At 72.2% G+C, this 24,799-nt stretch carries 18 protein-coding genes; 12 read left to right on the top strand and 6 right to left on the bottom strand.

Translation table 11 applies throughout. The features are described from left to right. Positions 1-257 precede the first annotated feature (257 nt). Positions 258-1,049: a SigB/SigF/SigG family RNA polymerase sigma factor gene (locus tag OHA99_RS34180; RefSeq protein ID WP_153182107.1), complete on the top strand. Its 792-nt coding sequence runs from the start codon at positions 258-260 to the stop codon at positions 1,047-1,049. Here the strand turns inward: OHA99_RS34180 and OHA99_RS34175 are convergent. Next, complete coding sequence (locus OHA99_RS34175; RefSeq protein WP_381501862.1) at positions 997-1,401, bottom strand: ANTAR domain-containing protein; 405 nt, start codon at positions 1,399-1,401, stop codon at positions 997-999. The genes OHA99_RS34180 and OHA99_RS34175 overlap by 53 nt on opposite strands. A 128-nt stretch (positions 1,402-1,529) precedes the next feature. Here OHA99_RS34175 and OHA99_RS34170 point away from each other — a divergent pair, with 128 nt between their 5' ends. Continuing rightward, complete coding sequence (locus OHA99_RS34170) at positions 1,530-2,333, top strand: VOC family protein (RefSeq protein WP_194280209.1); 804 nt, start codon at positions 1,530-1,532, stop codon at positions 2,331-2,333. Between the two features lie 10 nt (positions 2,334-2,343). Here OHA99_RS34170 and glgX read toward each other — a convergent pair whose 3' ends face one another. Together glgX and OHA99_RS34160 are read right to left on the bottom strand one after the other, a co-directional pair. Further along, positions 2,344-4,491, bottom strand: coding sequence for a glycogen debranching protein GlgX (glgX, locus tag OHA99_RS34165; RefSeq protein ID WP_405698665.1), 2,148 nt, complete (start codon positions 4,489-4,491; stop codon positions 2,344-2,346). Next, the gene (locus OHA99_RS34160) at positions 4,488-5,003 is read right to left on the bottom strand and encodes a pep a2 (protein ID WP_087792384.1); all 516 of its coding nucleotides are present in this window, start codon (positions 5,001-5,003) and stop codon (positions 4,488-4,490) included. Before OHA99_RS34160 ends, glgX begins: the two co-directional genes overlap by 4 nt. Before the next feature lie 314 nt (positions 5,004-5,317). Between OHA99_RS34160 and OHA99_RS34155 the strand changes: the two genes are divergently transcribed. The 6 genes from OHA99_RS34155 (at position 5,318) to OHA99_RS34130 (ending at position 14,165) form a co-directional block, all read left to right on the top strand. After that, positions 5,318-5,599, top strand: coding sequence for a DUF5133 domain-containing protein (locus OHA99_RS34155; protein WP_153181290.1), 282 nt, complete (start codon positions 5,318-5,320; stop codon positions 5,597-5,599). A gap of 61 nt (positions 5,600-5,660) precedes the next feature. Next, the gene (locus OHA99_RS34150; protein ID WP_405698663.1) at positions 5,661-7,667 is read left to right on the top strand and encodes an alpha-1,4-glucan--maltose-1-phosphate maltosyltransferase; all 2,007 of its coding nucleotides are present in this window, start codon (positions 5,661-5,663) and stop codon (positions 7,665-7,667) included. After that, on the top strand, positions 7,664-9,382 hold the full coding sequence (gene treS, locus OHA99_RS34145; RefSeq protein ID WP_007388064.1) for a maltose alpha-D-glucosyltransferase: 1,719 nt from the start codon (positions 7,664-7,666) through the stop codon (positions 9,380-9,382). Before OHA99_RS34150 ends, treS begins: the two co-directional genes overlap by 4 nt. A 28-nt stretch (positions 9,383-9,410) precedes the next feature. Next, positions 9,411-10,772, top strand: a complete 1,362-nt coding sequence (locus OHA99_RS34140; RefSeq protein ID WP_366473255.1) for a maltokinase N-terminal cap-like domain-containing protein — start codon at positions 9,411-9,413, stop codon at positions 10,770-10,772. A 3-nt stretch (positions 10,773-10,775) separates the two neighbouring features. Continuing rightward, on the top strand, positions 10,776-13,001 hold the full coding sequence (glgB, locus tag OHA99_RS34135) for a 1,4-alpha-glucan branching enzyme (RefSeq protein ID WP_366473256.1): 2,226 nt from the start codon (positions 10,776-10,778) through the stop codon (positions 12,999-13,001). Positions 13,002-13,073: 72 nt separating this feature from the next. After that, positions 13,074-14,165 carry a glutamate--cysteine ligase gene (locus OHA99_RS34130; protein ID WP_153181286.1) on the top strand — a complete coding sequence of 364 codons (1,092 nt, stop codon included), beginning with the start codon at positions 13,074-13,076 and terminating at the stop codon, positions 14,163-14,165. Positions 14,166-14,227: 62 nt separating this feature from the next. Here OHA99_RS34130 and OHA99_RS34125 read toward each other — a convergent pair whose 3' ends face one another. After that, positions 14,228-14,464: a DUF6480 family protein gene (locus OHA99_RS34125; protein ID WP_007446583.1), complete on the bottom strand. Its 237-nt coding sequence runs from the start codon at positions 14,462-14,464 to the stop codon at positions 14,228-14,230. A gap of 153 nt (positions 14,465-14,617) precedes the next feature. Here OHA99_RS34125 and OHA99_RS34120 point away from each other — a divergent pair, with 153 nt between their 5' ends. Together OHA99_RS34120 and OHA99_RS34115 are read left to right on the top strand one after the other, a co-directional pair. Further along, positions 14,618-16,528: an AMP-dependent synthetase/ligase gene (locus OHA99_RS34120; protein WP_405698662.1), complete on the top strand. Its 1,911-nt coding sequence runs from the start codon at positions 14,618-14,620 to the stop codon at positions 16,526-16,528. 130 nt (positions 16,529-16,658) lie between these two features. After that, positions 16,659-17,093, top strand: coding sequence for an ATP-binding protein (locus OHA99_RS34115; RefSeq protein WP_153181284.1), 435 nt, complete (start codon positions 16,659-16,661; stop codon positions 17,091-17,093). Positions 17,094-17,102: 9 nt separating this feature from the next. On the opposite strand, the gene OHA99_RS34110 is transcribed toward OHA99_RS34115, so the two are convergent. Both OHA99_RS34110 and OHA99_RS34105 read right to left on the bottom strand, forming a co-directional pair. Next, positions 17,103-17,576 (bottom strand): ATP-binding protein, encoded by a 474-nt coding sequence (locus OHA99_RS34110; RefSeq protein WP_153181283.1) that lies wholly within the window; start codon positions 17,574-17,576, stop codon positions 17,103-17,105. 43 nt (positions 17,577-17,619) lie between these two features. Beyond that, positions 17,620-17,991 (bottom strand): PRC-barrel domain-containing protein, encoded by a 372-nt coding sequence (locus OHA99_RS34105; protein WP_153181282.1) that lies wholly within the window; start codon positions 17,989-17,991, stop codon positions 17,620-17,622. Positions 17,992-18,322: 331 nt separating this feature from the next. On the opposite strand from OHA99_RS34105, the gene OHA99_RS34100 reads away from it, so the two are divergent. Further along, positions 18,323-22,318: a HAMP domain-containing protein gene (locus tag OHA99_RS34100; protein ID WP_153181281.1), complete on the top strand. Its 3,996-nt coding sequence runs from the start codon at positions 18,323-18,325 to the stop codon at positions 22,316-22,318. After that, positions 22,315-24,777, top strand: coding sequence for a SpoIIE family protein phosphatase (locus OHA99_RS34095; protein ID WP_366473258.1), 2,463 nt, complete (start codon positions 22,315-22,317; stop codon positions 24,775-24,777). Before OHA99_RS34100 ends, OHA99_RS34095 begins: the two co-directional genes overlap by 4 nt. The last annotated feature ends 22 nt before the right edge of the window (positions 24,778-24,799 follow it).

The raw sequence follows: 24,799 nt of genomic DNA, 5'->3' as shown, positions 1-24,799 counted from the left end.
ATCGCACTGTCAAATGAGCGGAATGCGCTGTGGCCAGGGCCTTCGCCCCTTTTGATCGACGATCAAGCGTTGCGCAGGGACGATCCGCCGGCGCCCGCGCGCGCGATCACCCGGAGCGTGCCGCACATCACGTCCCGCTACCGGGCGGCCGCCCGGTCACCGGCGAGCCGCCGTTCGAGTGGCCGTCCGGGGCAATCGCGCTCAGTATCCATATATACGAGGACTTGCCAGCACCCCTGCTGAGGGAGGTGCGCGTGATGCGTGTCGCCGGCAGAACCCAGCCCCACCCGCACGACGACGCCCCCGACACGGCCGCGGCGTTCGACCGGCTCGCCGGGCTGACCGAGGGACCGGAGCGCAAGGCGCTGCGGGACGAACTGATCCGGGTCTGGCTGCCCATGGCGGAGCGGATCGCCGTCCGCTTCCGGGGCCGCGGCGAGAACCTGGAGGACCTCTATCAGGTGGCGGCCCTGGGCCTGGTGAAGGCCGTCGACCACTACGACCCGGAGCGCGGCCACGCCTTCGAGGCGTACGCGGTGCCGACCGTGACCGGGGAGATCAAACGGCACTTCCGCGACCACATGTGGACGCTGCACGTGCCGCGGCGCATCCAGGACCTGCGCAACCGGGTCCGCAGATCGGCGAAGGAGCTGGCGCAGACCACACCGGGGCGCGCGCCGACCGTCGAGGAGATCGCCGAGCACGCGCAGCTGACCACGGTCGAGGTGCGGACCGGCATGGAGGCCCTGGAGTGCTTCTCCGCGCTGTCGCTGGAGGCGGAGATGCCCGGCACCGACGGGTACGCGCTCGGTGACGCGCTGGGCGGGCCCGATCCCGCCTTCGACGCGGTCGTGGACCGGGTGGCGGTGCGGCCCTGCCTGGAGGCGCTTCCCGAGCGCGAGCGCACCATCCTCTACCTGCGCTTCTTCGGAGGGATGACGCAGAGCGGCATCGCCGAGCAGCTCGGCATCTCCCAGATGCACGTCTCCCGGCTACTCACCGGCTGCTTCGACCGGATACGCGAGGAGATCCTGGCGGAGGCGCGCTGAGCCCGGCCCCGACGCACACGGGCCGCCCCAGGCGGTCCTCCAGGGCGGTCAGGATCTCCTGCGGCATCACTCCGGTGCGCCCCCAGATGAGTACCGTTTCCGCCACATTGCGGAGTTTGATGTTCGTATGCTGGGAAACTTCCTTCAGGACGATCCACCCCTCGTCCGGCGTCACCCCGCCGAGGACGATGATCACACCGATGGCCTGGTCGACGACGGCGTGCGAGACCACCGCCTCCTTGAGCTGCCGCACCTGCTCCTGCAACCGGAAGATCTGGTCGGAGTCGGAGTCCGGGTCGGGGTCCGGACCGGTGCCCGGGCCGGGGTTCGGGCGCACGTCGGTGGGGGGCACGGTCACCTCGGGGCCTCCGTTTCGGCGCCATGTGCGGGGTACTCGCCAGGCGCCCGCCGCACTCCCGGCCGGACGACGCCGGTGTGCAGCCGGTGGCTGCCGGTGGACGAGACCAGGACGCGACTGCCATGAACCACGACATGACCTCCTCCACCCGCGGGGAAGGCCTGCTGTCCACGCACTCCGTGTACGGGGCGCCCTGCTGGGTGAGTCTGACCAGCCGTGACCTGAAGGTCACCGAGGAGTTCTACTCCGCCGTGCTGGGCTGGCAGTGGCGGCCCGCCCGGCTGGGCGAGCCGTTCCGCATCGCCCTGGCCGACGGGGTGCCGGTGGCCGGGATCGCGGCCGTCGCCGCGATGTGGCAGATGGCGGTGGCCTGGACGCCGTACTTCGCCGTGCGCAGCGCGGACGAGGCCGCGTCGCGGGCGCAGGAGCGCGGCGGCACCGCCGCGGTCGGGCCGATCTCCCTGCCGCCGGGGCGGGCGGCCCTGCTCGCCGACCGGGACGGCGCGACGTTCGGGGTCTGGGAGGGCGAGCTGTTCTCGGACTGGGACGCCTGGCGCACCAAGCGTCCCGCCTTCATCCGGCTGCACACCCGTGACGCCTTCGACGCCGCGATCTTCTACGGCGAGATCTTCGAGTGGGCGTCCGGGCAGGGCTGCTGCGAGGTCCGCTACGAGGGGGACGAGGTGGTCCTGCGCCACGAGGGCCAGGTCGTGGCCCGCATCGAGTCGGGGGCGCTGGGCGCGGCCCCGGACCCGGCCGTGCGGCCGCACTGGCAGGTGCACTTCGCGGTCGAGGACGTCACCGCCTGCGCCCGCGCCGCGGAGCGGCACGGCGGCAGCGTGCTCTCGCTGAGCGCCGACGAGGCGGTGCTCCGGGACTCCGACGGCGCGCAGTTCACGGTGACCGCGCGCCGTCTCGGCAGCTGACCTCACGGGCTCACCGGCCGGTGCGGGACGGCCGGGAGAGCAGCACCAGGCTGCGCTGTTCGACGGTCAGCCGGGTGCCCGCCTTGTACTCGGCCTCGTCGGGGACGCCCTCCGGGTCGGCGGTGTCGACGAGGGTCGCCCAGCGTTCGCCGTAGGTGGCGTCGGGCAGCCGGAAGTGGGCCGGCTCCCAGTGGCTGTTGAGCAGCAGCAGGAAGGAGTCGTCGACGACGGCCCGGCCCCGGGGGTCGGGTTCGGCGATGGCGTCGCCGTTGAGGAACACGCCGACGGTGTGCGCGTCGGAGCGCTGCCAGTCGTCGTCGGTCATCTCCCGCGCGTCGGGCAGCAGCCACACCAGGTCGGGCAGCGGCTGGTCGGCGTGGGTGAGGGTCTCGCCGCGGAAGAAGCGGCGCCGGCGCAGCACCGGGTGGTCGGCGCGCAGGGCGATCAGGCGCCGGGCGAAGTCCAGCAGCGCGCGCTGCTCGTCGCCGAGCCGCCAGTCGATCCAGGAGATCTCGTTGTCCTGGCAGTAGGCGTTGTTGTTGCCGCGCTGGGTGCGGCCCAGTTCGTCGCCGTGGCAGAGCATCGGGATGCCCTGGGAGAGCAGCAGGGTGGCCAGGAAGTTGCGCTGCAGGCGGCCGCGCAGCTCCCGTACGGCCGGGTCCTTGGTCTCGCCCTCCGCGCCGCAGTTCCAGGACCGGTTGTGGCTCTCGCCGTCCGCGTTGCCCTCACCGTTGGCCTCGTTGTGCTTGTCGTTGTACGAGACGAGGTCGCGCAGCGTGAACCCGTCGTGCGCGGTGACGAAGTTGACGCTGGCGCGGGGGCGGCGGCGGCTGTGCTGGTACAGGTCGGAGGAGCCGGTCAGCCGGGAGGCGAACTCGCCGAGCGTGTGCTCCTCGGCGCGCCAGAAGTCCCGTACGGCGTCGCGGTACTTGCCGTTCCACTCCGACCACAGCTGCGGGAAGTTGCCCACCTGGTAGCCGCCCTCGCCGACGTCCCAGGGCTCGGCGATCAGCTTGACGCGGCTGATCACCGGGTCCTGCTGGATGAGGTCGAAGAACGCGGAGAGCCGGTCCACCTCGTGGAACTGCCGGGCCAAAGTGGCCGCGAGGTCGAAGCGGAAGCCGTCGACGTGCATCTCGGTGACCCAGTAGCGCAGCGAGTCCATGATGAGCTGGAGCACGTAGGGGTGGCGCATCAGCAGGCTGTTGCCGGTGCCGGTGGTGTCGTAGTAGTGCTGCCAGTCCCCGTCCACCAGACGGTAGTAGGAGGCGTTGTCGATGCCGCGGAAGGAGAGGGTGGGGCCCCGCTCGTTGCCCTCGGCGGTGTGGTTGTAGACCACGTCGAGGATCACTTCGAGGCCGGCCTCGTGCAGGGTCTTGACCATCGACTTGAACTCGCTGACCTGCTGGCCGCGGGTGCCGAGGGCGGCGTAGCCGTTGTGGGGCGCGAAGAAGCCGATGGTGTTGTAGCCCCAGTAGTTGGACAGACCGCGGTCCAGGAGCACTCCGTCGTGGACGAACTGGTGCACCGGCATCAGCTCCACGGCGGTCACGCCGAGCGAGGTGAGGTGCTCCACGACCGCCGGGTGCGCGAGACCCGCGTAGGTGCCGCGCAGTTCGTCCGGCACGTCGGGGTGGGTGCGGCTGAGTCCGCGGACGTGGGCCTCGTAGATGACGCTCTCGGAGTACGGGCGCCTGGGCGGTCGGTCGTCGCCCCAGTCGAAGAAGGGGTCGGTGACCACGCCCAGCATGGTGTGCCCGGCGCTGTCGCCGGGGTCGGCCTTGCCCTTGGCCCGTTCGAAGAGGGAGGCGTGGTTGTCCACCAGCCCGTCCACGGCCCGGGTGTACGGGTCGAGGAGCAGCTTCGCCGGGTTGCAGCGGTGGCCGACGGCCGGGTCCCACGGGCCGTGGACCCGGTAGCCGTAGCGCTGCCCCGGGCCGACGCCGGGCAGGTAGCAGTGCCACACGAAGCCGTCGACGTCGGGCAGCGGGACGGTGCTGTGGTTGCCGTCGTCGTCGACGAGCACGAGGTCGACCCGCTCGGCGACCTCGCTGAACAGGGCGAAGTTGGTGCCCTGTCCGTCGTACGACGCCCCCAGGGGGTAGGGGTGCCCGCTCCACACGGGCGACCCCTTCCAGTTCGGCCTGGCCCGGGTCACCGGGCCTCCTCCAGGATGCCGTCGGGCGTACGGGCCCGGCCGGCCACCCGGGCCACCGGCATGATCTCTCGCGGCACTTCCAGCCCCTCCTGGGTGATCGGCTCGGGATCCGTCGCGACCAGCGGAACGCGTTCGCCGGCGCGGGCGCGGCGCGAGAACCAGATGACCTTGGCGCCGGTGTCGGTGGCGCAGCAGCCCCAGCCGTCGCTGTTGGCCGCGAGGTGCTGCAGACAGGTGCGCAGGTCCAGGTCGGGACGGAGCGCCTGGTCGTTGCCCCCTACGGCCGTGATGAGGTGCTGGTGGTTCCACCACATCTCGATCGACGTGTTCTTGTCGCTCGCGTGCTCGTCTATCGCCAGCAGCAGCATCTCGGCGCCCGAGCAGACGGGTTCGACGAGGTTCTCCAGGTTCCAGAACCGGAGGTGAGCGGCCAGGATGCGCCTGACCTGTCCGACCCGTTCCGGGCTCACTTCCACGTCGAGGTGGTAGTAGCAGGGCACTGCGGTCTTCATCGTCGTGGCTCCTCACCGCGAGGACTCTCGCTCCTCCGCGTCCCTTGGGGGACGGGCTCCCCGATCACGAAGCGTGAGCGCTGATCGCTTCTGAGTCACTCCAGAGTGGGAGCGGTAGTCCATTCGTGCAACACGAACAGCTCGGGGCCGGGATCGGGGCGGAGCGGACACCGGGAAAGCAGTTGAAGATCCAACAAGACGGGGTGTCACCATCCGTGCACCATGTGTGAAGAACTCGATCGCGCCCTCAGCATCGATCGTTCGTCCAGAACCCGATCGTCCGTACCACCGGACCGTCCGGAAGGTGACCGGCCATGCTGCTCCCCGCGAAAAGCGAAGTCGCCCGGCAGCTGCGGCATTACCGCGCCTGGGAACGCTCGATGCTGGCGTCCCCCACGGACGTCACCGTCCGGACCACCTTCGAGGACTCCGGATACACCCTCTGCGTGCTGATGGGGAAGCGGTGCGCGCGCGAGGCCGCGGACGCCGCAGAAAGGTATCTGCGGACGAACCTGCTCACCCACGCGCAGGAGCGGACGGAGCGGACGGAGCGGCTCTCCCCGGCGGGGCACGGGACCCCCTCGGGCGCGGCCTGAACCGATCGGCCCAACCCAGTCGGCCGGGCCCGCGCCCGGCCCCGAGCATGGCGGAGGTGAGATGCGGATGAGTGCGCCCGTGGGGATCGGACGTATCCCGGTCCGGGACGTCCACCCGGTGGTGGAGAACGGCAGGCGCCCGGCGAAGGCGGTGACGGGAGAGACGTTCGAGGTCACCGCGACCGTGTTCCGGGAGGGGCACGACGCGGTGGCCGCCAACGTCGTGCTGAAGGATCCCGAGGGCCGGCCGGGGCCGTGGACGCCGATGCGGGAGCTGGCCCCGGGCACCGACCGCTGGGGCGCCGAGGTCACGCCGGGAGCACCGGGCAACTGGACGTACCGGGTGGAGGCGTGGAGCGACCCCGTCGCCACCTGGCGGCACGCGGCGCGGATCAAGGTCCCGGCCGGCATCGACACCGGCCTCGTCCTGGAGGAGGGGGCCGAGCTGTACCGGCGGGCCGCCGCGGGGGCGCCGGCGGACTCCGGGCGGTCGGTGCTGCTGGCCGCGGCCGGGACCCTGCTCGACGACACCCTGCCGGTGGCCACCCGGCTGGCGGCGGCGTTGACGCCGGAGGTGGACGCGGTCCTGGCCCGGCATCCCCTGCGGGACCTGGTCACCTCCTCCGAGCCACTGCCCCTGCTCGTCGAGCGGGAACGCGCCCTGTACGGCGCCTGGTACGAGTTCTTCCCCCGCTCCGAGGGCACCCCCGACCGGCCCCACGGCACCTTCCGCACCGCCGCCCGGCGCCTGCCCGCGATCGCCGCCATGGGCTTCGACGTCGTCTACCTCCCCCCGGTCCACCCCATCGGAACCACCCACCGCAAGGGCCGCAACAACACCCTCGACGCCACTCCCGACGACGTCGGCGTCCCCTGGGCCATCGGCTCCCCCGAAGGCGGCCACGACAGCATCCACCCCGCCCTGGGCACCCTCGACGACTTCGACCACTTCGTCACCGAAGCCACCCGCCACGGCCTGGAGATCGCCCTCGACCTCGCCCTCCAGTGCTCCCCCGACCACCCCTGGGTCCACAAACACCCCGACTGGTTCCACCACCGCCCCGACGGCACCATCGCCTACGCGGAGAACCCGCCCAAGAAGTACCAGGACATCTACCCCCTCGCCTTCGACACCGACCCCGACGGCCTCCACGCGGAAACCGTGCGGATCCTGCGCCACTGGATGGACCACGGGGTGCGGATCTTCCGCGTCGACAACCCCCACACCAAACCCGTCGCCTTCTGGGAACGCGTCATCGCCGACATCAACGGCACCGACCCCGACGTCATCTTCCTGGCCGAGGCCTTCACCCGCCCCGCGATGATGGCGGCCCTCGCCCAGATCGGCTTCCAGCAGTCCTACACCTACTTCACCTGGCGCAACACCAAGCAGGAACTGACGGAGTACCTCACCGAACTCACGGGGGACGCCGCCTCCTACATGCGGCCCAACCTCTTCGCCAACACCCCCGACATCCTCCACGCCTACCTCCAGCACGGCGGCCGCCCCGCCTTCGAGGCCCGCGCCGTCCTCGCCGCCACCCTCTCCCCCACCTGGGGCATCTACAGCGGCTACGAACTCTGCGAGAACACCCCCCTGCGCCAGGGCAGCGAGGAATACCACGACAGCGAGAAATACCAGCTCAAACCCCGTGACTGGGCCACCGCCGACCGCGAGGGCACCACCATCGCCCCCCTCGTCACCCGGCTCAACACCATCCGGCGCGCCCATCCCGCGCTGCACCGGCTGCGGAACCTCCACTTCCACCACACCGACAACGACGCGCTCATCGCGTACAGCAAGCGCGCCGGGTCCGATGTCGTGCTGGTGGTCGTCAACCTCGATCCGCATCGCACCCAGGAGGCCACGATCTCGCTCGACATGCCGCAGCTCGGCCTGGACCGGCACGCGTCCGTGCCGGTCCACGACGAACTCACGGATCGGACCTACCACTGGGGCCGGACGAACTACGTGCGGCTCGAACCCGGCCGGGCTCCCGCCCACGTCTTCCACGTCCGGCGGCCGTCCGCCGGCACGCCGCAGAACGGAGGGGCAGGAGCCTCATGACCGTCAACGAGCCCGTGCCGGACACCTTCGAGGACACCCCCGCGGGGGACCGGCACCCGGACTGGTTCAAACGAGCCGTCTTCTACGAGGTCCTCGTCCGCTCCTTCCAGGACAGCAACGGCGACGGCGTCGGCGACCTCAAGGGCCTGACCGCCAAACTGGACTACCTGCAATGGCTGGGCGTGGACTGCCTCTGGCTCCCGCCCTTCTTCAAGTCACCGCTGCGCGACGGCGGTTACGACGTCTCCGACTACACCGCCGTCCTGCCCGAGTTCGGCGACCTCGCCGACTTCGTCGCCTTCATCGACGCAGCGCACCAGCGCGGCATCCGCGTGATCATCGACTTCGTCATGAACCACACCAGCGACCAGCACCCGTGGTTCCAGGAGTCCCGCAAGAACCCGGACGGTCCGTACGGCGACTACTACGTCTGGGCCGACGACGACACCCGGTACGCGGACGCCCGCATCATCTTCGTCGACACCGAGGCCTCCAACTGGACCTACGACCCGGTGCGCGGCCAGTACTACTGGCATCGCTTCTTCTCCCACCAGCCGGACCTCAACTACGAGAACCCGGCCGTGCAGGAGGAGATGCTGGCCGCCCTGAAGTTCTGGCTGGACCTGGGCGTGGACGGCTACCGTCTCGACGCGGTGCCCTACCTGTACGCCGAGGAGGGCACCAACTGCGAGAACCTGCCCGCCTCGCACGCCTTCCTCAAGCGGGTGCGCCGCGAGATCGACGCGCAGTACCCGGACACCGTGCTGCTGGCCGAGGCCAACCAGTGGCCGGAGGACGTCGTCGACTACTTCGGCGACTACGCCGTCGGCGGCGACGAGTGCCACATGGCCTTCCACTTCCCGGTCATGCCCCGCATCTTCATGGCGGTCAGAAGGGAGTCCCGCTACCCGGTCTCGGAAATCCTCGCCAAGACCCCGGCCATCCCGTCCGGCTGCCAGTGGGGCATCTTCCTGCGCAACCACGACGAGCTGACCCTGGAAATGGTCACCGACGAAGAGCGCGACTACATGTACGCGGAGTACGCCAAGGACCCGCGGATGCGCGCCAACATCGGCATCCGCCGCAGGCTCGCCACCCTGCTGGACAACGACCGCGACCAGATCGAGCTGTTCACCGCGCTGCTCCTCGCCCTCCCCGGATCACCGATCCTCTACTACGGCGACGAGATCGGCATGGGCGACAACATCTGGCTCGGCGACCGCGACGCCGTGCGCACCCCCATGCAGTGGACCCCGGACCGCAACGCCGGCTTCTCCACCTGTGACCCGGGGCGTCTGTACCTGCCCACGATCATGGACCCGGTCTACGGCTACCAGGTGACGAACGTCGAGGCGTCCATGGCCTCGCCCTCGTCCCTGCTGCACTGGACCCGCCGCATGATCGAGATCCGCAAGCAGAACCCCGCCTTCGGCCTCGGCACCTACACCGAGCTGCCCTCTTCGAACCCCGCCGTCCTGGCCTTCCTGCGGGAGTACGAGGACGACCTGGTGCTGTGCGTGAACAACTTCGCGCGGTTCGCCCAGCCCACCGAGCTGGACCTGCGCGAGTTCGCCGGACGCCATCCGGTCGAGCTGTTCGGCGGGGTCCGCTTCCCCGCCATCGGTGAACTGCCGTACCTGCTGACCCTCGGGGGCCACGGCTTCTACTGGTTCCGGCTCACCCGAGTCGCATCCCGCATCGGCCGCCGCGCTTGAGCGTGGGCCGAGGAAAGGACGCGTCACCATGCCGAAGACCGCACCCCTGCGCCCCAGACGCGGGCAGCTCGCCGAGCCGATGGCGTCGCTCGGCGAGTTGCTGCGCCAGTGGCTGCCGCGCCAGCGCTGGTTCGCGGGCAAGGACCGGCCCGTGGCCGAGCTGGGTCTGCTGTCGATGACCGAGCTGTTCCCCGGCTGTCTGCACCTCCTGGTGCACACCGGACAGGGCTCCGTGCCCTCCCCGGGCGGCGCCCCGCAGGCCGGGGACTGCTACCAGCTGCTGCTCGGCGTGCGCGAGCAGCCGTCACCGCGCCTGGGCCGGGCGATCATCGGGCAGGTGCAGGACGGTCCGCTGGCCGGGCGGACGGTCTACGACGCGCTGCACGACCCGCGCACCGCCCAGCTGCTCCTGGAACGGCTGCGGCATCCCGGCAAGGCGGGACCGCTGCGCTTCGAGGCCGACCCCGCCCGCCCGGTGCCCGGGGGTCTCGCACCGCGGCTGCTGGACGCCGAGCAGTCCAACTCCTCGCTGATCTACGGCGACGAGTTCATCCTGAAGCTCTTCCGGCGCGTCCAGCCCGGGGTCAACCCCGACCTGGAGGTGCCGGACGCGCTGGCCCGGCAGGGCTGCGGGCGGGTCCCCGCACCGGTGGCGTGGATGCGCACGACCCATCCGTACGGGGCGACGCTGGGCGTGCTCCAGCCGTTCCTGCCGGGGGCCTCCGACGGCTGGACCCTCGCCCTGAACGCGCTCGCCGCCGGGGACGAGTTCACCGTGCAGGCGCACGAGCTGGGACGGGCGATGGGCGACGTGCACCTCGCGCTGGCCTCCGCCTTCCCGGTCGGCGCCCCCGGCGAGAACGGCCGCACCGCGGCGGCGATGACCGAGCGCCTCACCTCGGCCGCGCACTGCGTGCCCGCGCTGCAGCCCTTCGTCCCGGGTCTGCGGGCCGCCTTCGCGGCGCTATCCACCTGCGACTCGGGGCCGCCCGCCCAGCGCATCCACGGCGACCTGCACCTCGGTCAGGTGCTCCGGGCCGGCCGGGACTGGTTCGTCATCGACTTCGAGGGCGAACCCTCGCGCCCGCTGGCCGAGCGGCGCAGCGCCCACTCCCCCGTCCGCGACATCGCGGGGATGCTGCGCTCCTTCGACTACGCCGCCCGGCAGCGCCGCCCGTGGCGCCCGGAGTGGGCGCGCCGCTGCCGGGAGGCGTTCTGCGCGGGCTATGCCGCCCGCGCCGGGTGGGACCCCCGCAAGAAGCACGGCCTGCTGCGCGCCTACGAGACGGACCGCGCGGTGTACGAGGTGCTGTACGAGGCCCGGCACCGTCCCGACTGGCTTCCCGTACCCATGGCGGCGATCGAACGACTCGCCGTGAGAGGAGACTGACCCGTGGCCCTCCGCGACACCTCGATCCCCGAGCCGTCCGCCCCGGCCCCGTACGCACCCGGTGCGTACGCGACCGCGCCGCCGCTGGACGACACCGACCGCGGGCGCCTGCTGGCGGGCGCCCACCACGACCCGCACTCCCTGCTCGGTGCCCATCCGGTGCCCGGCGGGGTCGCCTTCCGGGCGCTGCGCCCCTTCGCCCGCGAGGTGGGCGTGGTCGTGGACGGCGAGCCCCACGCCCTGGTGTCGGAGGGGGACGGCCTGTTCTCCGCCGTCCTGCCGCTGGCCCAGGTTCCCGCGTACACCCTGGTGGTGGCGTACGAGCAGGGCGAGGCGCAGGAGACACACGATCCGTACCGCTTCCTGCCCGCTCTCGGCGAGCTGGACCTGCACCTGATCGCCGAGGGGCGGCACGAGCAGCTGTGGCAGGCCCTCGGCGCGGAGCCGATGACCCACGAGGGCGTCACCGGCACCCGGTTCACGGTGTGGGCGCCGAACGCCCAGGGGGTGCGGGTCGCCACCGACTTCACGCACTGGGACGGCACCGCCTTCCCGATGCGTTCGCTGGGTTCGTCCGGGGTGTGGGAGCTGTTCCTGCCGGGCGTCGGCGAGGGCACCCGGTACAAGTTCGAGATCCACTCGCGGTACGGGCACCGGTTCCTGAAGGCCGACCCGATGGCCCGCGCGGCCGAGGAGCCGCCGAACACCGCGTCCGTGGTGACCGCATCGCGCTACGAGTGGGACGACGCGGAATGGATGCGGACCCGGGCCGACACTCCTGTGCACGAGGCGCCGTTCTCGGTGTACGAGGTGCACCTGCCGTCCTGGCGGCCGGGCCTGACCTACCGCGAGCTGGCCGAGGAGCTGCCCGCGTACGTGAAGGACCTGGGCTTCACCCACGTCGAGCTGATGCCGGTCGCCGAGCACCCCTACGGACCGTCCTGGGGGTACCAGGTCACCGGCTTCTACGCGCCGACCGCGCGCCTCGGCTCGCCGGACGACTTCCGCTTCCTGGTCGACGCGCTGCACCGGGCCGGGATCGGCGTGATCATGGACTGGGTGCCGGCGCACTTCCCCAAGGACGACTGGGCGCTGGGCCGCTTCGACGGGGACCCGCTGTACGAGCCCGGCGACGAGCGGCGCGCGACCCACCCGGACTGGGGGACGTACACCTTCGACTTCGCGCGCACCGAGGTGCGCAACTTCCTGGTCGCCAACGCCGTGTACTGGTGCGAGGAGTTCCACATCGACGGGCTGCGGGTGGACGCCGTCGCCTCGATGCTGTACCTGGACTACTCGCGCGACTCCGGCCAGTGGGAGCCCAACCAGTACGGCGGCCGGGAGGACCTGGCGGCGATGGGGTTCCTCCAGGAGATGAACGCGACCGTCTACCGGCGCTGCCCCGGCGTGGTGACCATCGCCGAGGAGTCGACCGCGTGGGGCGGGGTGACCCGGCCGACCGACACCGGCGGGCTCGGCTTCGGCCTGAAGTGGAACATGGGCTGGATGCACGACTCGCTGGAGTACGCCGCCCACGAGCCGGTGCACCGCAAGTACCACCACCACGAGATGACGTTCTCGATGGTGTACGCGTACAGCGAGAACTACGTGCTGCCGATCTCCCACGACGAGGTGGTGCACGGCAAGCAGGCGCTGGTGTCGAAGATGCCGGGCGACTGGTGGCAGCGGCGGGCGAACGTGCGGGCGTACCTGGGCTTCATGTGGGCCCACCCGGGCAAGCAGCTGCTGTTCATGGGGCAGGAGTTCGCGCAGGGCGCCGAGTGGTCGGAGAAGCAGGGCCCCGAGTGGTGGCTCCTTGACGAGGGGTACCACTCGGCGGGCGACCACCGCGGGGTGCGGGACCTGGTCCGTGAGCTCAACACCCGCTACGCCCGCACGCCGGCCCTGTGGCAGCGCGACACCGACCCGGCAGGATTCCGGTGGGTGTCGGTGGACGCGGCCGAGGACAACGTCTTCGCGTTCCTGCGGTACGGCACGGACGGCACTCCGCTGCTGGCGGTGTCCAACTTCTCCCCGGTCGTCCGGCACGCGTACGGGCTCGCCGTCGGCGACGAGGCCGTCGCCTGGCAGGAGGTGCTCAACACCGACGCCGAGGAGTACGGCGGCAGCGGCGTGGCCAACCCGGACCCGGTCAAGCCGGAGGACGGGAGCATCCGGATCACGCTGCCTCCGCTGGCGACGGTCTGGCTGATGCCGTACGCGCTGTGAGGCGACCAGGTGTCCGACCGGCTGCCCGGGGCAGTCGGTCGGTGGCACCGGCCCACAGAAAGGCGGCATCACGTGCGCACCGTCGGAGTGGAGGAGGAGCTCCTCCTGGTCGATCCCGCGACCGGTGAGCCGCGGGCACTGTCCGCCGCCGTGCTCGCCCGGGCCTCGCTGGACGACACCGGGCAGGACGTGTTCGAGAAGGAGCTGCACGAGCAGATGCTCGAGTTCGCCACGCATCCGCAGGCGGACATGGAGCGGCTGCACGCGGAGATCGTCCGGTGCCGTGAGGAGGCCGGGCGGCACGCCGGGGGGATCGGGTGCGCCGTCGCCGCGCTCGCCACGTCACCGCTGCCGGTGACTCCTTCCATCGGCGTGAACCGGCGCTACGAGTGGATGGCCGAGCAGTACGGCGTCGTGGTCCACGAGCAGCTGGTCCTGGGCTGCCACGTGCACGTCTCGGTCGAGTCCGACGAGGAGGGCGTCGCGGTGATCGACCGGGTGCGGCCCTGGCTGCCGGTGCTGGCCGCGCTGAGCGCGAACTCGCCGTTCTGGCAGGGCCGCGACTCCTCGTACAGCAGCTATCGCAGCCGGGTCTGGCAGCGCTGGCCGTCGGCCGGTCCCACGGAGCTGTTCGGCTCGGCGGAGCGCTACCACCGCCGGGTCGCGGACATGCTCGCCACCGGAACGATCCTCGACGACGGGATGGTCTACTTCGACATCCGGCTCTCCCAGCGGTACCCGACGGTCGAGTTCCGGGTCGCGGACGTGTGCCTGGACGCCTCGACGGCCGTCGTCCTCGCCGCGTTCGCCCGCGCGCTGGTCGACACCGCGGCCCGGGAGTGGCGCGAGGGGGCGGAACCTGCCGGGACCAGCGTGAGCCTGCTCCGGCTCGCGGCCTGGCGGGCCGCCCGGTCCGGACTGGCGAGTGAGCTGCTCCACCCCGCGACCATGCGGCGGATGCCCGCCGGGACGGTCGTACGGGTTCTGCTGGAGCACACCGAGGAGGCCCTCGCGGCGGCGGGCGACCTCGAGCGGGTGCGCGAAGGTGTCGACGAGCTGTTGCGGCACGGCAACGGCGCCCGGGTGCAGCGCGAACTGCTGGACCGCACGGGCAGCCTGCGGGAGGTCGTCGCCGCGTGCGTGCGCCGGACCCAGGCGGTCTGAGACATCACCGGTCGGGTCCGGTGGAGCGGTCGGCAGAGCGGGCCGGTCAGCAGGCGGACCGATTAGTAGATCAGGACCAGGGCGTAGCCCAGGAGACCCGCCGCGAAGATCAGCACGACCGCGAGGATCAGCGTCATCGGCCCCTTGGCCCAGCCCTTGGCAGGGTTGCTGAGCAGGTCCTGGGGGCCGGCCTCGGGCATGCTGCTCTCCGCCGGCGGGGTCTCCCCGGGCGGCACGCCGCCGCCGGGCTCCAGGCCGGTGCTGAGCCGGGGGTCGGGATCGGGGTTCACGTAGGTCATGTCCCCCGGGTCCCCAGATCCGGCCGGATCACCGGGTGAGAACACTTCTGCCGTCCCGGCCCCCCGTCGCCCGCGGCTGGGCTAGCCTCCGAGCACCGCCGACCACGGTACCCGTCGGCCACGTCACCGTCCGTACACGTCAGGAGCCGGCGCATGCGCGACCCCGCTCTCGCTCCCCCGGTCGTCCCGCCGCTGACCGGCGGACTCGCCGACAGCCTCTTCGAGACGGCCGCCCGCACGCCGGCCCTGCCGATGCTCGCCCGCCGCCGGGGCCCCGGCTCCGCCCACTGGAACCAGGTGACGGCCGAGGAGTTCCGCGACCAGGTGGTCGCCGTGGCGAAGGGCCTGATCGCGAGCGGGATCTCGCCGGGCGACCGGGTGGCGATCCTGGCCCGCACCCGGTACGAGTGGACGGTCTTCAGCTACGCCCTGTGGACGGTGGGCGCCGAGGTCGTGCCGGTCTACCCGACCTCCTCGCGCGACCAGGTCGAGTGGATCCTGCGGGACGCGGGCTGCGTCGGCGTGCTGGTCGAGGACGAGCAGAGCGTGATGACGGTCGGCTCGGTGTGCGCGTCGCTGCCCGCCCTGCGCCACGTCTGGCAGCTGGACGCGGGCGCGCTGGACACGCTGGCGGAGCGCGGTGCGTTCCTTCCGTTCGCCACGGTCGACTCGATGCGCCGCATCGTGCTGCCGGACTCCACCGCGGTGGTCGCCTACACCTCGGGCACCTCCGGCCGCGCCCTGGGCTGTGCGCTGAGCCACCGTGGTCTGGCCGGGCCCTGCGACACCCTGCTCGCCGGCTGGGGCCACACGGTGGCGCCGCCGGGAGAGCAGGGCGCGGTCCTCGCCTTCCTCCCCTTCTCGCACGTGTACGGGCTGATGATCCAGAGCCTGTGCGTGCGGGGCGGGCTCCTCATGGCGCACGAGCCGGCGATGACCGGGGAGGCGCTCTCCTCCGCCCTGTGTTCGTTCCGGCCGACGTATCTGTACGCCGTGCCGTCGGTCCTGGAGAAGATCTACAAGAACTTCCTGCGCGCCGCCCAGCAGGCGGGGCGCGGTGCCCTGTTCGAGCGGGCCGCGGGCACGGCTCGGGACTTCGCCGCCGCACTCGAGCGCCGGCGCCTCGGCAGGGGGGCCGGGCCCGGCCTCGACCTGCGGCTCCAGCACGCCCTGTACGAGCGGACGGTCTACCGGCGGCTGCGCGACGCGCTGGGCGGCCGGGTGAGCCGGGCCACGTCCGGCGGTTCGCCGCTCAGCCGCGAGCTCTCCCTCTTCTACGAGGGCATCGGCGTCTACGTGCACGACGGCTACGGTCTGACGGAGACCAGCGGCGGCCTGACGATGCAGCCCTGGGGCCGGGAGAAGTCGGGCACCGTGGGGCAGGTGCTGCCCGGCATGGAGATCCGGGTGGCCGACGACGGGGAGATCCTGGTGCGCGGGCCGTCGCTGTTCCAGGGGTACATCGGGGACGAGGCCGCCACCCGCGGGGTGATGCGCGGCGGCTGGCTGGCCACCGGCGACCTCGGGCACCTGGACGACGAGAACTACCTGGCGATCACCGGCCGCAAGAAGGACGTCATCATCACCAGCGGCGGCAAGAGCGTGGCCCCGGCCGCCCTGGAGCAGCGGCTGCGGATGCACCCGCTGATCCACCAGGCGGTGGTGGTGGGCGACAAACGGCCCTGCGTCGGTGCGCTGATCACGCTGGACCCGGAGTTCCTGGCGCACTGGCGGGCGGCCCTGGCCCTGCCGGGCGACGCCCCGGCCCGGGAGGCGCGCGAGGAGAACGCGCTCGGGGAGGAGATCGCGCGGGCCGTGGCCGCGGCCAACAGCGCGGTGTCGCGTTCGGAGTCCATCAGGGTCTTCCGGGTCCTGCCCGACCCGTTCGACGTGGCGGGCGGACTGCTCACGCCGTCGATGAAGCTGAGGCGGGACGAGATCGTACGGACCTACTCCCTGGAGATCGACGCGATGTACGAGGCGCGCTCGCACCGCAGGCCGGAGCGGCCTCCGTCTCGGGAACCGGCCGGCTGGGAGGACGCCGAGAACGTGTTCCTCCGCTGATCCGGCGCCTGTCCCACCCCTGGCCGGGCGACACCGACGCGACTAGGTTCGGCCGGCACGGGAACTTACAACGGAGGGAATGCGAAGCAGAAGGGACGGCGCCCGGCCGGTGCCGGGCCGGGAAGGCGCAATGGCAGCCGAGTCGCGTTGGGACAGGACACTGGCTTCCGAGGAGATCACGAACCGCACCGCCAGCTTCACCGGGGAGTTGCACAACGTGACCGGTGCGCGGCTGGTCGCGGAGGAGTTCCTCTACGACCTCGCCCGGGCGGCGCCGCCCGCGGCACCCGAGCACTGGGACGACATACTCCTCGTCGTCACGGAGCTGGCGGCGAACGCCGTGCAGTACGCCCCGGGACCGTTCCAGCTGCGGCTGCGCCGCACCTTCGACGGCGTGCACGTCGTGATGCACGACACCAGTACGACGGAGCCCGCGCCGCGCCCGTTCCGCCCCAGCAAGGGCGGCGGCGGCATCGGCTGGCACCTGATCCACACCCTGTCCGACCAGGTCAGCGTCGTCACCGGGCAACGGGGCAAGGACATCCACGTCTTCCTGCCCTGGTGACCGCGTCGGTCACCCGGCGGCCGCGGCGCGCAGGGGTACCAGCGCGCTGATCGTCTTGCCGCCCCCCGGACGCAGGTCGACGGCGACGTCCCGGGCGAGGCGGGCGACGAGGGGCCAGCCGTATCCGCCCCCGGGGTGGGTGGTGGGAAACGAGTAGGCGTCCCGGGGCACCACCGCGCTGTTGTCGTGGACGGCGATCCACAGTCCCTCGTCCGTGGGCCGGACCTCGAAGCCGGTCAGTCCGTCGCCGTGCCGGATCGCGTTGGTCACCAGTTCCGAGACCACGAGCAGCAGGTCGACGACGTCCTCCTCGCGCACCTCGCGGCCCGGCCCGCCCCAGCGCGTGCGCGCCACCGACTCCGCGTACGCCCGTGCGGCCGCCGCTCCGGCCCCGGTGCCCGGCGCCGGTACGGCGAAAGGCGGGAGGTCGGGTGGTGCCGTGACGGCCGTACGGGGCGTGGTGGTCCGGTCGGCTGGTCGCATGTCTGTGGTTTCCCCGGCTTCCGCTTGCTGTCGTTCGGTCCGGTCAGGTCGCGGGGCTCTCCCGCGGCGGCAGCCGGTGGTAGTAGTCGCCGACGGACTCCAGGTAGTCCCGGTCCATCGTCTCGCTGTCGGTCCGGAACCTGGGCGCGGCCTTGACCTGGGCCCTGGTGCAGTTCAGCGTGACCGTACGGGCCCCGGCGTCGATGCTCCGGACCACGCCGACCGGCACGAGGACGCTGCGGCCGAACACCCAGACGCCGGTGTCGACGACGAGGTGCGGCATGCCGAAGTGCTCGGCCTGCCGGTCCACGTGCCCGACGGTGCCGTCGCCGGCGACGACGGTGAGGCCCGTCAGGTCCGCCCCCGCCTCGTGACCGCTGTCCGCCGCGTACGACCAGATGCTCTCCATCGGCACGCCGTCCTTCCCTCCCGTGTCGGTGACGACCGTGGAGCCGGGCGGACGCGATGGGCCGGACCGGCTCCACAGCAGCTGATACCCGGCCCGGGCCGCCGCATTCGGGCCCGGCGGCCACTCGGCGTGACCCGTGCGGGGGTACGCGTTCCGCCGGGTGGCACGTGGCTTTGTCCGCACCCGGCACCTGGGTTAGCCTCTGACGTATTTTTCTGCTGGGGGCAATCCGTGAACCGCGCGGACGCGGGCACGGAAGGCCGGACCGCCCGAGCGGTCCGGAGGGGGTGGTGAGTCCTCGCCGCGAGGACTCCCGGGGAGCGGAACGAGGGCAGGCATGACCAGCGACAGCACCGGATCCGTCGACGCGGTTCCCGGCGACCAGGAGTTGCGCCGTCTCCTGGCGGGCCTGACGGCCGTGCGGGACGGCGACTTCGGCACCCGTCTGCCGGACGACGCGGACGGCCTGATGGGCGACATCGCCAAGGTCTTCAACGGCATGGTGGACCAGTTGTCCGTGTTCACCTCCGAGGTCACCCGCGTCTCCCGCGAGGTCGGCACCGACGGACGGCTCGGCGGCCAGGCGAGGGTGCCGGGGGTCTCCGGCACCTGGGCCGACCTGACGGACTCGGTCAACGCCATGGCGGGCAATCTCACCACCCAGGTCCGTGACATCGCCCAGGTGGCCACCGCGGTCGCCAAGGGCGACCTCTCGCAGAAGATCGACGTGGACGCCCGGGGCGAGATCCTCGAGCTGAAGAACACCATCAACACCATGGTCGACCAGCTCTCCGCCTTCGCCGACGAGGTCACCCGCGTCGCCCGCGAGGTCGGCACCGACGGGCGGCTCGGCGGCCAGGCCGACGTCCAGGGCGTGCGGGGCACGTGGCGCGACCTCACCGACTCGGTGAACTTCATGGCGGGCAACCTGACCAACCAGGTCCGCAACGTCGCCCAGGTGGCCACCGCCGTGGCCGAGGGAGACCTCTCCCAGAAGATCACCGTGGACGCCCGCGGCGAGATCCTGGAACTGAAGAACACCATCAACACCATGGTCGACCAGCTCTCCGCCTTCGCCGACGAGGTCACCCGCGTCGCCCGCGAGGTCGGCACGGCGGGCAACCTGGGCGGGCAGGCCCGGGTGCGCGGGGTGTCGGGCACCTGGAAGGACCTCACCGACAACGTCAACGTGATGGCGTCCAACCTGACCGGCCAGGTCCGCTCCATCGCCCAGGTGGCCACCGCCGTGGCCCGGGGCGACCTCTCGCAGCGGATCACCGTGGACGCCGAGGGCGAGGTCGCGGCGCTGGCCGACGTGATCAACACGATGGTGGACACGCTCTCCGCCTTCGCCGACGAGGTCACCCGCGTCGCCCGCGAGGTCGGCACCGACGGACGCCTGGGCGGCCAGGCACACGTGCCGAACGTCGCCGGCACCTGGAAGGACCTCACCGACAACGTCAACTCGATGGCCAACAACCTCACCAACCAGGTGCGCAACATCGCCCTGGTGACGACGGCGGTGGCCCGCGGCGACCTGTCGAAGAAGATCGACGTCGACGCGCGCGGCGAGATCCTCGAACTCAAGACGACGATCAACACCATGGTCGACCAGCTCTCCGCCTTCGCCGACGAGGTCACCCGGGTGGCCCGCGAGGTCGGCACCGAGGGCCGACTCGGCGGCCAGGCCGAGGTGGAGGGCGTCTCCGGCACCTGGAAGCGGCTCACGGAGAACGTCAACGAGCTGGCCGGCAACCTGACCCGCCAGGTCCGCGCGATCGCCGAGGTCACCTCCGCCGTCGCCGAGGGCGACCTGACCCGCTCGGTCAACGTGGAGGCCTCCGGCGAGGTCGCCGAGCTCAAGGACAACATCAACGCCATGGTGGAGTCCCTGCGCGAGACCACGCGGGCCAACCAGGAGCAGGACTGGCTCAAGACCAACCTCGCCCGCATCTCCAGCCTCATGCAGGGCCACCGGGACCTGCCCGTCGTCGCCGAGCTGATCATGGACGAGCTGGTGCCGCTGGTGTCGGCCCAGTACGGGGCCTTCTACCTGGCCGAGGACGGCGACGACGGTCCCGAGCTGCGGCTCGTCGGCTCCTACGGCTACCCGGAGGACACGGCCAGACCCACCCGCATCGCCTTCGGCCGCACCCTCGTCGGCCAGGCCGCGCGCAGCCGGCGCACCATCATGGTGAACGAGCTGCCGCCGGGCTACCTGACCATTTCCTCGGGGCTCGGCGAGGTGGTGCCGGCCGCGCTGGTGCTGCTGCCGATCGTGGTCGAGGGACAGGTCCTCGGTGTCATCGAGCTCGCCTCGGTCGTCCCGTTCAGCCAGATCAACCGGGACTTCCTGGAACTGCTGATGGAGACCATCGGGGTGAACGTCAACACGATCGTGGCCAACGCCCGTACCGACGAACTCCTCGCCGAGTCGCAGCGCCTGACCGGCGAGCTCCAGGCCCGCTCCGCGGAGTTGCAGACGCAGCAGGAGGAGTTGCAGCACTCCAACGCCGAGCTGGAGGACAAGGCGTCCCTGCTGGCGGCGCAGAACCGGGACATCGAGGCGAAGAACCTGCAGATCGAGCAGGCCCGGCAGGAGCTGGAGGCACGCGCCCAGCAGCTGTCGCTGGCCTCGAAGTACAAGTCCGAGTTCCTGGCCAACATGAGCCACGAGCTGCGCACCCCGCTCAACAGCCTGCTCATTCTGGCCCAGTTGCTCGCCCAGAACCCCTCGCGCAACCTCACCCCGAAGCAGGTCGAGTACGCGGGCATCATCCACTCGGCGGGCTCCGACCTGCTGCAACTGATCAACGACATCCTGGACCTGTCGAAGGTCGAGGCGGGGAAGATGGACGTCTCCCCCGAGCGCGTGCCCCTGGGCCGGCTCATCGAGTACGTCGAGGCCACCTTCCGGCCCATGACCAGCCAGAAGGGCCTGGAGTTCACGGTCGCGACGGCTCCCGGGGCGCCGGCGGACCTGCTGACCGACGACTCCCGGCTGCGTCAGGTGCTGCGCAACCTGCTGTCCAACGCGGTGAAGTTCACCGAGCGCGGCGGCGTGGCGCTCTCCGTCGAGCCGGCGCCCGACGACGAGGTGCCCAGGGGCGTCGTCCGGGGCGGGCCCGTGGTGGCCTTCCGGGTGAAGGACACGGGCATCGGCATCCCAGAGCAGAACCTGGAGTCGATCTTCGGCGCCTTCCAGCAGGCGGACGGCACGACGAGCCGCAAGTACGGCGGCACCGGGCTCGGCCTGTCCATCACGCGGGAGATCGCCCAGCTGCTGGGCGGCGCCGTCACGGTGGACAGCACGCCCGACCGGGGCAGCACCTTCACGCTGTACCTGCCGGTGGCCCGGCCGGACTTCGAGGACCTGCTGGCCCGCGGCCCGGAGCGGATCCCGGCCGACGCGTCCGCCGGCGTGCTCGACCGTCCGCTGCCGGTGCCCGAGCCGACCGGCGGCCACCGGCAGCGGCCGCGGCGCCTGCTCGTCGTGGAGGAGCGTCCGCGCGGGCTGCTCACCCTCGTCGCGGAGAGCGTCGTCGCCGATCTGACGCACGGGCGCGACGACGCGGGCGACCGGCCGCCGCTCGACGTGATCACGGCGGTGGGGGCCGAGGAGGCCGCCGGGGCGCTGGCGGCCGAGCCGTGCCACTGCGTGGTACTGGAGCTGGGCATGCCGGACGGCGAGGCGTCCCGCTTCCTGGACGCACTGCGGGGCGACTCGGCGCTGGCGAGCGTGCCGGTGCTCGTGCACAGCGGGCACCGCGCGGACGCCGCCCTGGAGGAGGACCTGCGCTCGGGCTCGGCCGGCCGGACCCTGGAGTTCCTGGCCGGACTCGACGAACTGCGCGAGCGCATCGCCCTGCACCTGGCCGCCGAGGAGCCCGGGGACGTGCTGTCCCTGGTCCGGCCGGACGAGCCGCCGAACCCGGACCCGCGGGCCGGTCAGGATCCGCCCACCGGACGCACGGTCCTCGTCGTCGACGACGACGCGCGCAACCTCTTCGCGCTCAGCGGCATCCTGGAGCTGCACGGGTTCCGGGTCCTGCACGCGGAGAACGGCCGCCGGGGCATCGAGACGCTCGTGGACCACCCGGACGTGGCGCTGGTCCTGATGGACGTGATGATGCCGGAGATGGACGGCTACACGGCGACGGCCGAGATCCGCCGCATGCCGCGGTACGCCGAGCTGCCGATCATCGCGGTGACTGCGAAGGCGATGCCCGGCGACCGGGAGAAGAGTCTCGCCTCGGGCGCCAGCGACTACGTCACCAAGCCGGTCGACACCCGGGACCTCATCGCCTGTGTCCGACGGTGGCTGCCCGCATGAGCACCCCCGAGCAGCCCGGCGATCCGGCCGGCGCGGTCCGGCGGGACGTGTCCGACCCGGTCGGCATGGCCCCGCTGTCGCCCGTGGGCAGGCTGGCGGCCACGGTCGACCGGCTCAGCCGCGAGGTGCGGGCCGCCCAGGCGGAGGCCGAGGGCCGGGCGCTGATCGAGCTGGCCAAGGGCGTCCTGGTCGCGCGGCTCGGCTGTGGTCCGGCCGAGGCCGCCCGGCAACTCGCCGAACTGGCCGAACAGTCCCAGGCGACGCCGCTGGAGTTCGCCGTCGACGTCATCAACCAGGCCGCCCGCGACCGCGTGTCGGAGGTGACGGAGGCGTTTCTCGCGGCCACCGCCGCCGTACGCACCGCGGGTGCGCGGGACACGGACGGCGGGGGCGCCGCGGGAGCCGGGGCGGCCGCGGAGACGGTGGCCGAGTCGGCCGCCGTACGGCTGCGGGCCGCCGAGAGCGGCGCGCTGGCCGCGGACGACACCCAGGCCGTCGCCGACGCGCTGCTCGAGCAGGCGCTGCGCCCGCTCGGCGCGGTCGCGGTGGCCATCTGGGCGGCCGGGTACGACGGTTCGCTCACCCTGGTGGGCAGCGCCGGGTTCCCGCCCGCCGAGGCGGCCCGCTGGCGCTACGTGCCGCCGGACGTGGCGACGGTGGCCCGGTGCGGACTGACCGAGCGGTCGGGGCAGTGGTTCGCGTCGCTCGCCGGAACGGGGCTGCCCAGTGTGGGCCGGCACCAGTACCCGGACGGCGGCAGGGTCGCCGTGCCCGCCGGTACCGGGGGGCGCATCCACGGTGTGCTGGAGATCGCCTGGCCGGCGCCGCTGCCCCCGCAGCCGCCCCAGGTGGTCCGTCAGGTGGAGGCGCTGGCGGAGCTGTGCGCGCACACCCTGGAGTCGTACACGCCGCCGCGCGGCCCCGGGCAGGAGCCGCGGGTCATGCCGGATGCGGTGGAGCTGATGGACCTGGCCGACGGACTGCACGACCCCGCCCTCGTCCTGGTGCCGCACCTGGACGCGTCGGGCCATCTGGCGGACTTCCGCATCCAGCACGTGAACAAGCGCTTCATGGACCCGGCCGGGCGGCCGCGTGCCGTCGTGGGGGGCGCGCTGCTCCTCGAGGCGTACCCGATGGCCGCCGGGGACAGCGAGCTGTTCCAGAACGTGGAGCGGGTGTACGCCACCGGCGAGCCGTTCCGGGCCCGGCACCTGAACCTGACCGCCCTGGTGGACCAGGTGCCGCTGTCGGCGGTCGCGGACATCAGCGTCAGCCGGCACGGCAACGCCGTCCTGCTCATCTGGCGCATCGAGGACGAGACGGCCCGGCTGGCCAGTCTCCTCCAGCACGCCCAGCGGCTCGGCCGCATCGGCGGCTTCGAGGAGAACCTGCTGACCGGCGAGATCACCTGGAACGGGCAGCTCTTCGACCTGTACGGGCGCCCGCACACGAGCACGCCGGTGCCGCTGGAGGAGCTGGCCGCCCACGCCCACCCGGACGACGCCGTGGCCATCGGGCGGTTCCTGCGCACGCTGCTGCACCACCGGCGGCCGGCGTCGGCGGCGTTCCGGCTGCGGCGGCCCGACGGGGTGACCCGGCACGTGCGCGTGGTGGCCGAGCCGGTCCTGGACACCGACGACCGGCTGCTCCTGGTGCGGGGGGCCTGCCAGGACATCTCCGCCCAGCACTGGACGGAGGTGGCGCTCGCCGCGACCCGCGACCAGCTGGCCCACACCGAGCAGCAGGCCGTCGAGCGCGCCCGGCTCACCCTTCAGTTGCAGCACGCCATCATGCCGCCCGCCCAGACCCCCCTCCAGGTGCCGGACCTCCAGGTGGCCGTCCGCTACCGGCCCGCGGAGACGGAGCAGTTGGTCGGCGGCGACTGGTACGACGCGGTGATGCTGCCGAGCGGTCTCGTGCTGCTGTGCGTGGGGGACGTCGCCGGGCACGGGATAGAGGCGGCGACCAGCATGGTGGTGCTGCGCAACGCACTGCGCGGTCTCGCGGTGACCGGGGCGGGGCCGGGGCAGCTGCTGTCCTGGCTCAACATCGTGGCGCACCACCTGACGGGCGGCGTCACCGCCACGGCGGTGTGCGGCCTGTACGACCCGGCCCGGCGCAGTCTGCGCTGGGCGAGGGCGGGCCATCTGCCGCCCGTGCTCGTCCGGGGCCCGGGGGCGGAGCCGCTGCCGATGGTCAGGGGCATGCTGCTGGGGGCGGTGGCGGAGGCGGCGTACGAGGAGGCCGAGGCGCAGCTGGCCGCCGGGGACACCCTGCTCATGTACACCGACGGGCTGATCGAGCGCCGCGACCGCCCGGTGGAGGAGGCGCTGGCCCAGCTGCTGAGCACGGTGCGCCCGACGCCGACCACCCTGGACCAGCACCTGGACCGGCTGCTCACCTACAGCAGGTCGGACACGGACGACGACACGTGTCTGGTGGGCATCCGGGTCGGGTGACGCGCGGAAGCCGGGGGCAGCC

Origin of the sequence: Streptomyces coelicoflavus, from assembly GCF_045041415.1 — a bacterium.
Classification (GTDB): Bacteria; Actinomycetota; Actinomycetes; order Streptomycetales; family Streptomycetaceae; genus Streptomyces; species Streptomyces coelicoflavus.
The sequence above is the reverse complement of the archived record's forward strand: the minus strand, read 5'-3'. Positions and strand labels throughout refer to the sequence as shown.

Excerpts from the sequence above, each read along its gene's own strand:
- OHA99_RS34100 (WP_153181281.1), top strand. The coding sequence starts at position 18,323 with ATGACCAGCGACAGCACCGGATCCGTCGACGCGGTTCCCGGCGACCAG.
- OHA99_RS34115 (WP_153181284.1), top strand. The coding sequence starts at position 16,659 with ATGGCAGCCGAGTCGCGTTGGGACAGGACACTGGCTTCCGAGGAGATC.
- OHA99_RS34170 (WP_194280209.1), top strand. The coding sequence starts at position 1,530 with ATGAACCACGACATGACCTCCTCCACCCGCGGGGAAGGCCTGCTGTCC.
- treS (WP_007388064.1), top strand. The coding sequence starts at position 7,664 with ATGACCGTCAACGAGCCCGTGCCGGACACCTTCGAGGACACCCCCGCG.
- OHA99_RS34150 (WP_405698663.1), top strand. The coding sequence starts at position 5,661 with ATGCGGATGAGTGCGCCCGTGGGGATCGGACGTATCCCGGTCCGGGAC.
- OHA99_RS34125 (WP_007446583.1), bottom strand. The coding sequence starts at position 14,464 with ATGACCTACGTGAACCCCGATCCCGACCCCCGGCTCAGCACCGGCCTG.
- OHA99_RS34155 (WP_153181290.1), top strand. The coding sequence starts at position 5,318 with ATGCTGCTCCCCGCGAAAAGCGAAGTCGCCCGGCAGCTGCGGCATTAC.
- OHA99_RS34120 (WP_405698662.1), top strand. The coding sequence starts at position 14,618 with ATGCGCGACCCCGCTCTCGCTCCCCCGGTCGTCCCGCCGCTGACCGGC.
- OHA99_RS34110 (WP_153181283.1), bottom strand. The coding sequence starts at position 17,576 with ATGCGACCAGCCGACCGGACCACCACGCCCCGTACGGCCGTCACGGCA.
- OHA99_RS34140 (WP_366473255.1), top strand. The coding sequence starts at position 9,411 with ATGCCGAAGACCGCACCCCTGCGCCCCAGACGCGGGCAGCTCGCCGAG.
- OHA99_RS34095 (WP_366473258.1), top strand. The coding sequence starts at position 22,315 with ATGAGCACCCCCGAGCAGCCCGGCGATCCGGCCGGCGCGGTCCGGCGG.
- OHA99_RS34180 (WP_153182107.1), top strand. The coding sequence starts at position 258 with ATGCGTGTCGCCGGCAGAACCCAGCCCCACCCGCACGACGACGCCCCC.
- OHA99_RS34160 (WP_087792384.1), bottom strand. The coding sequence starts at position 5,003 with ATGAAGACCGCAGTGCCCTGCTACTACCACCTCGACGTGGAAGTGAGC.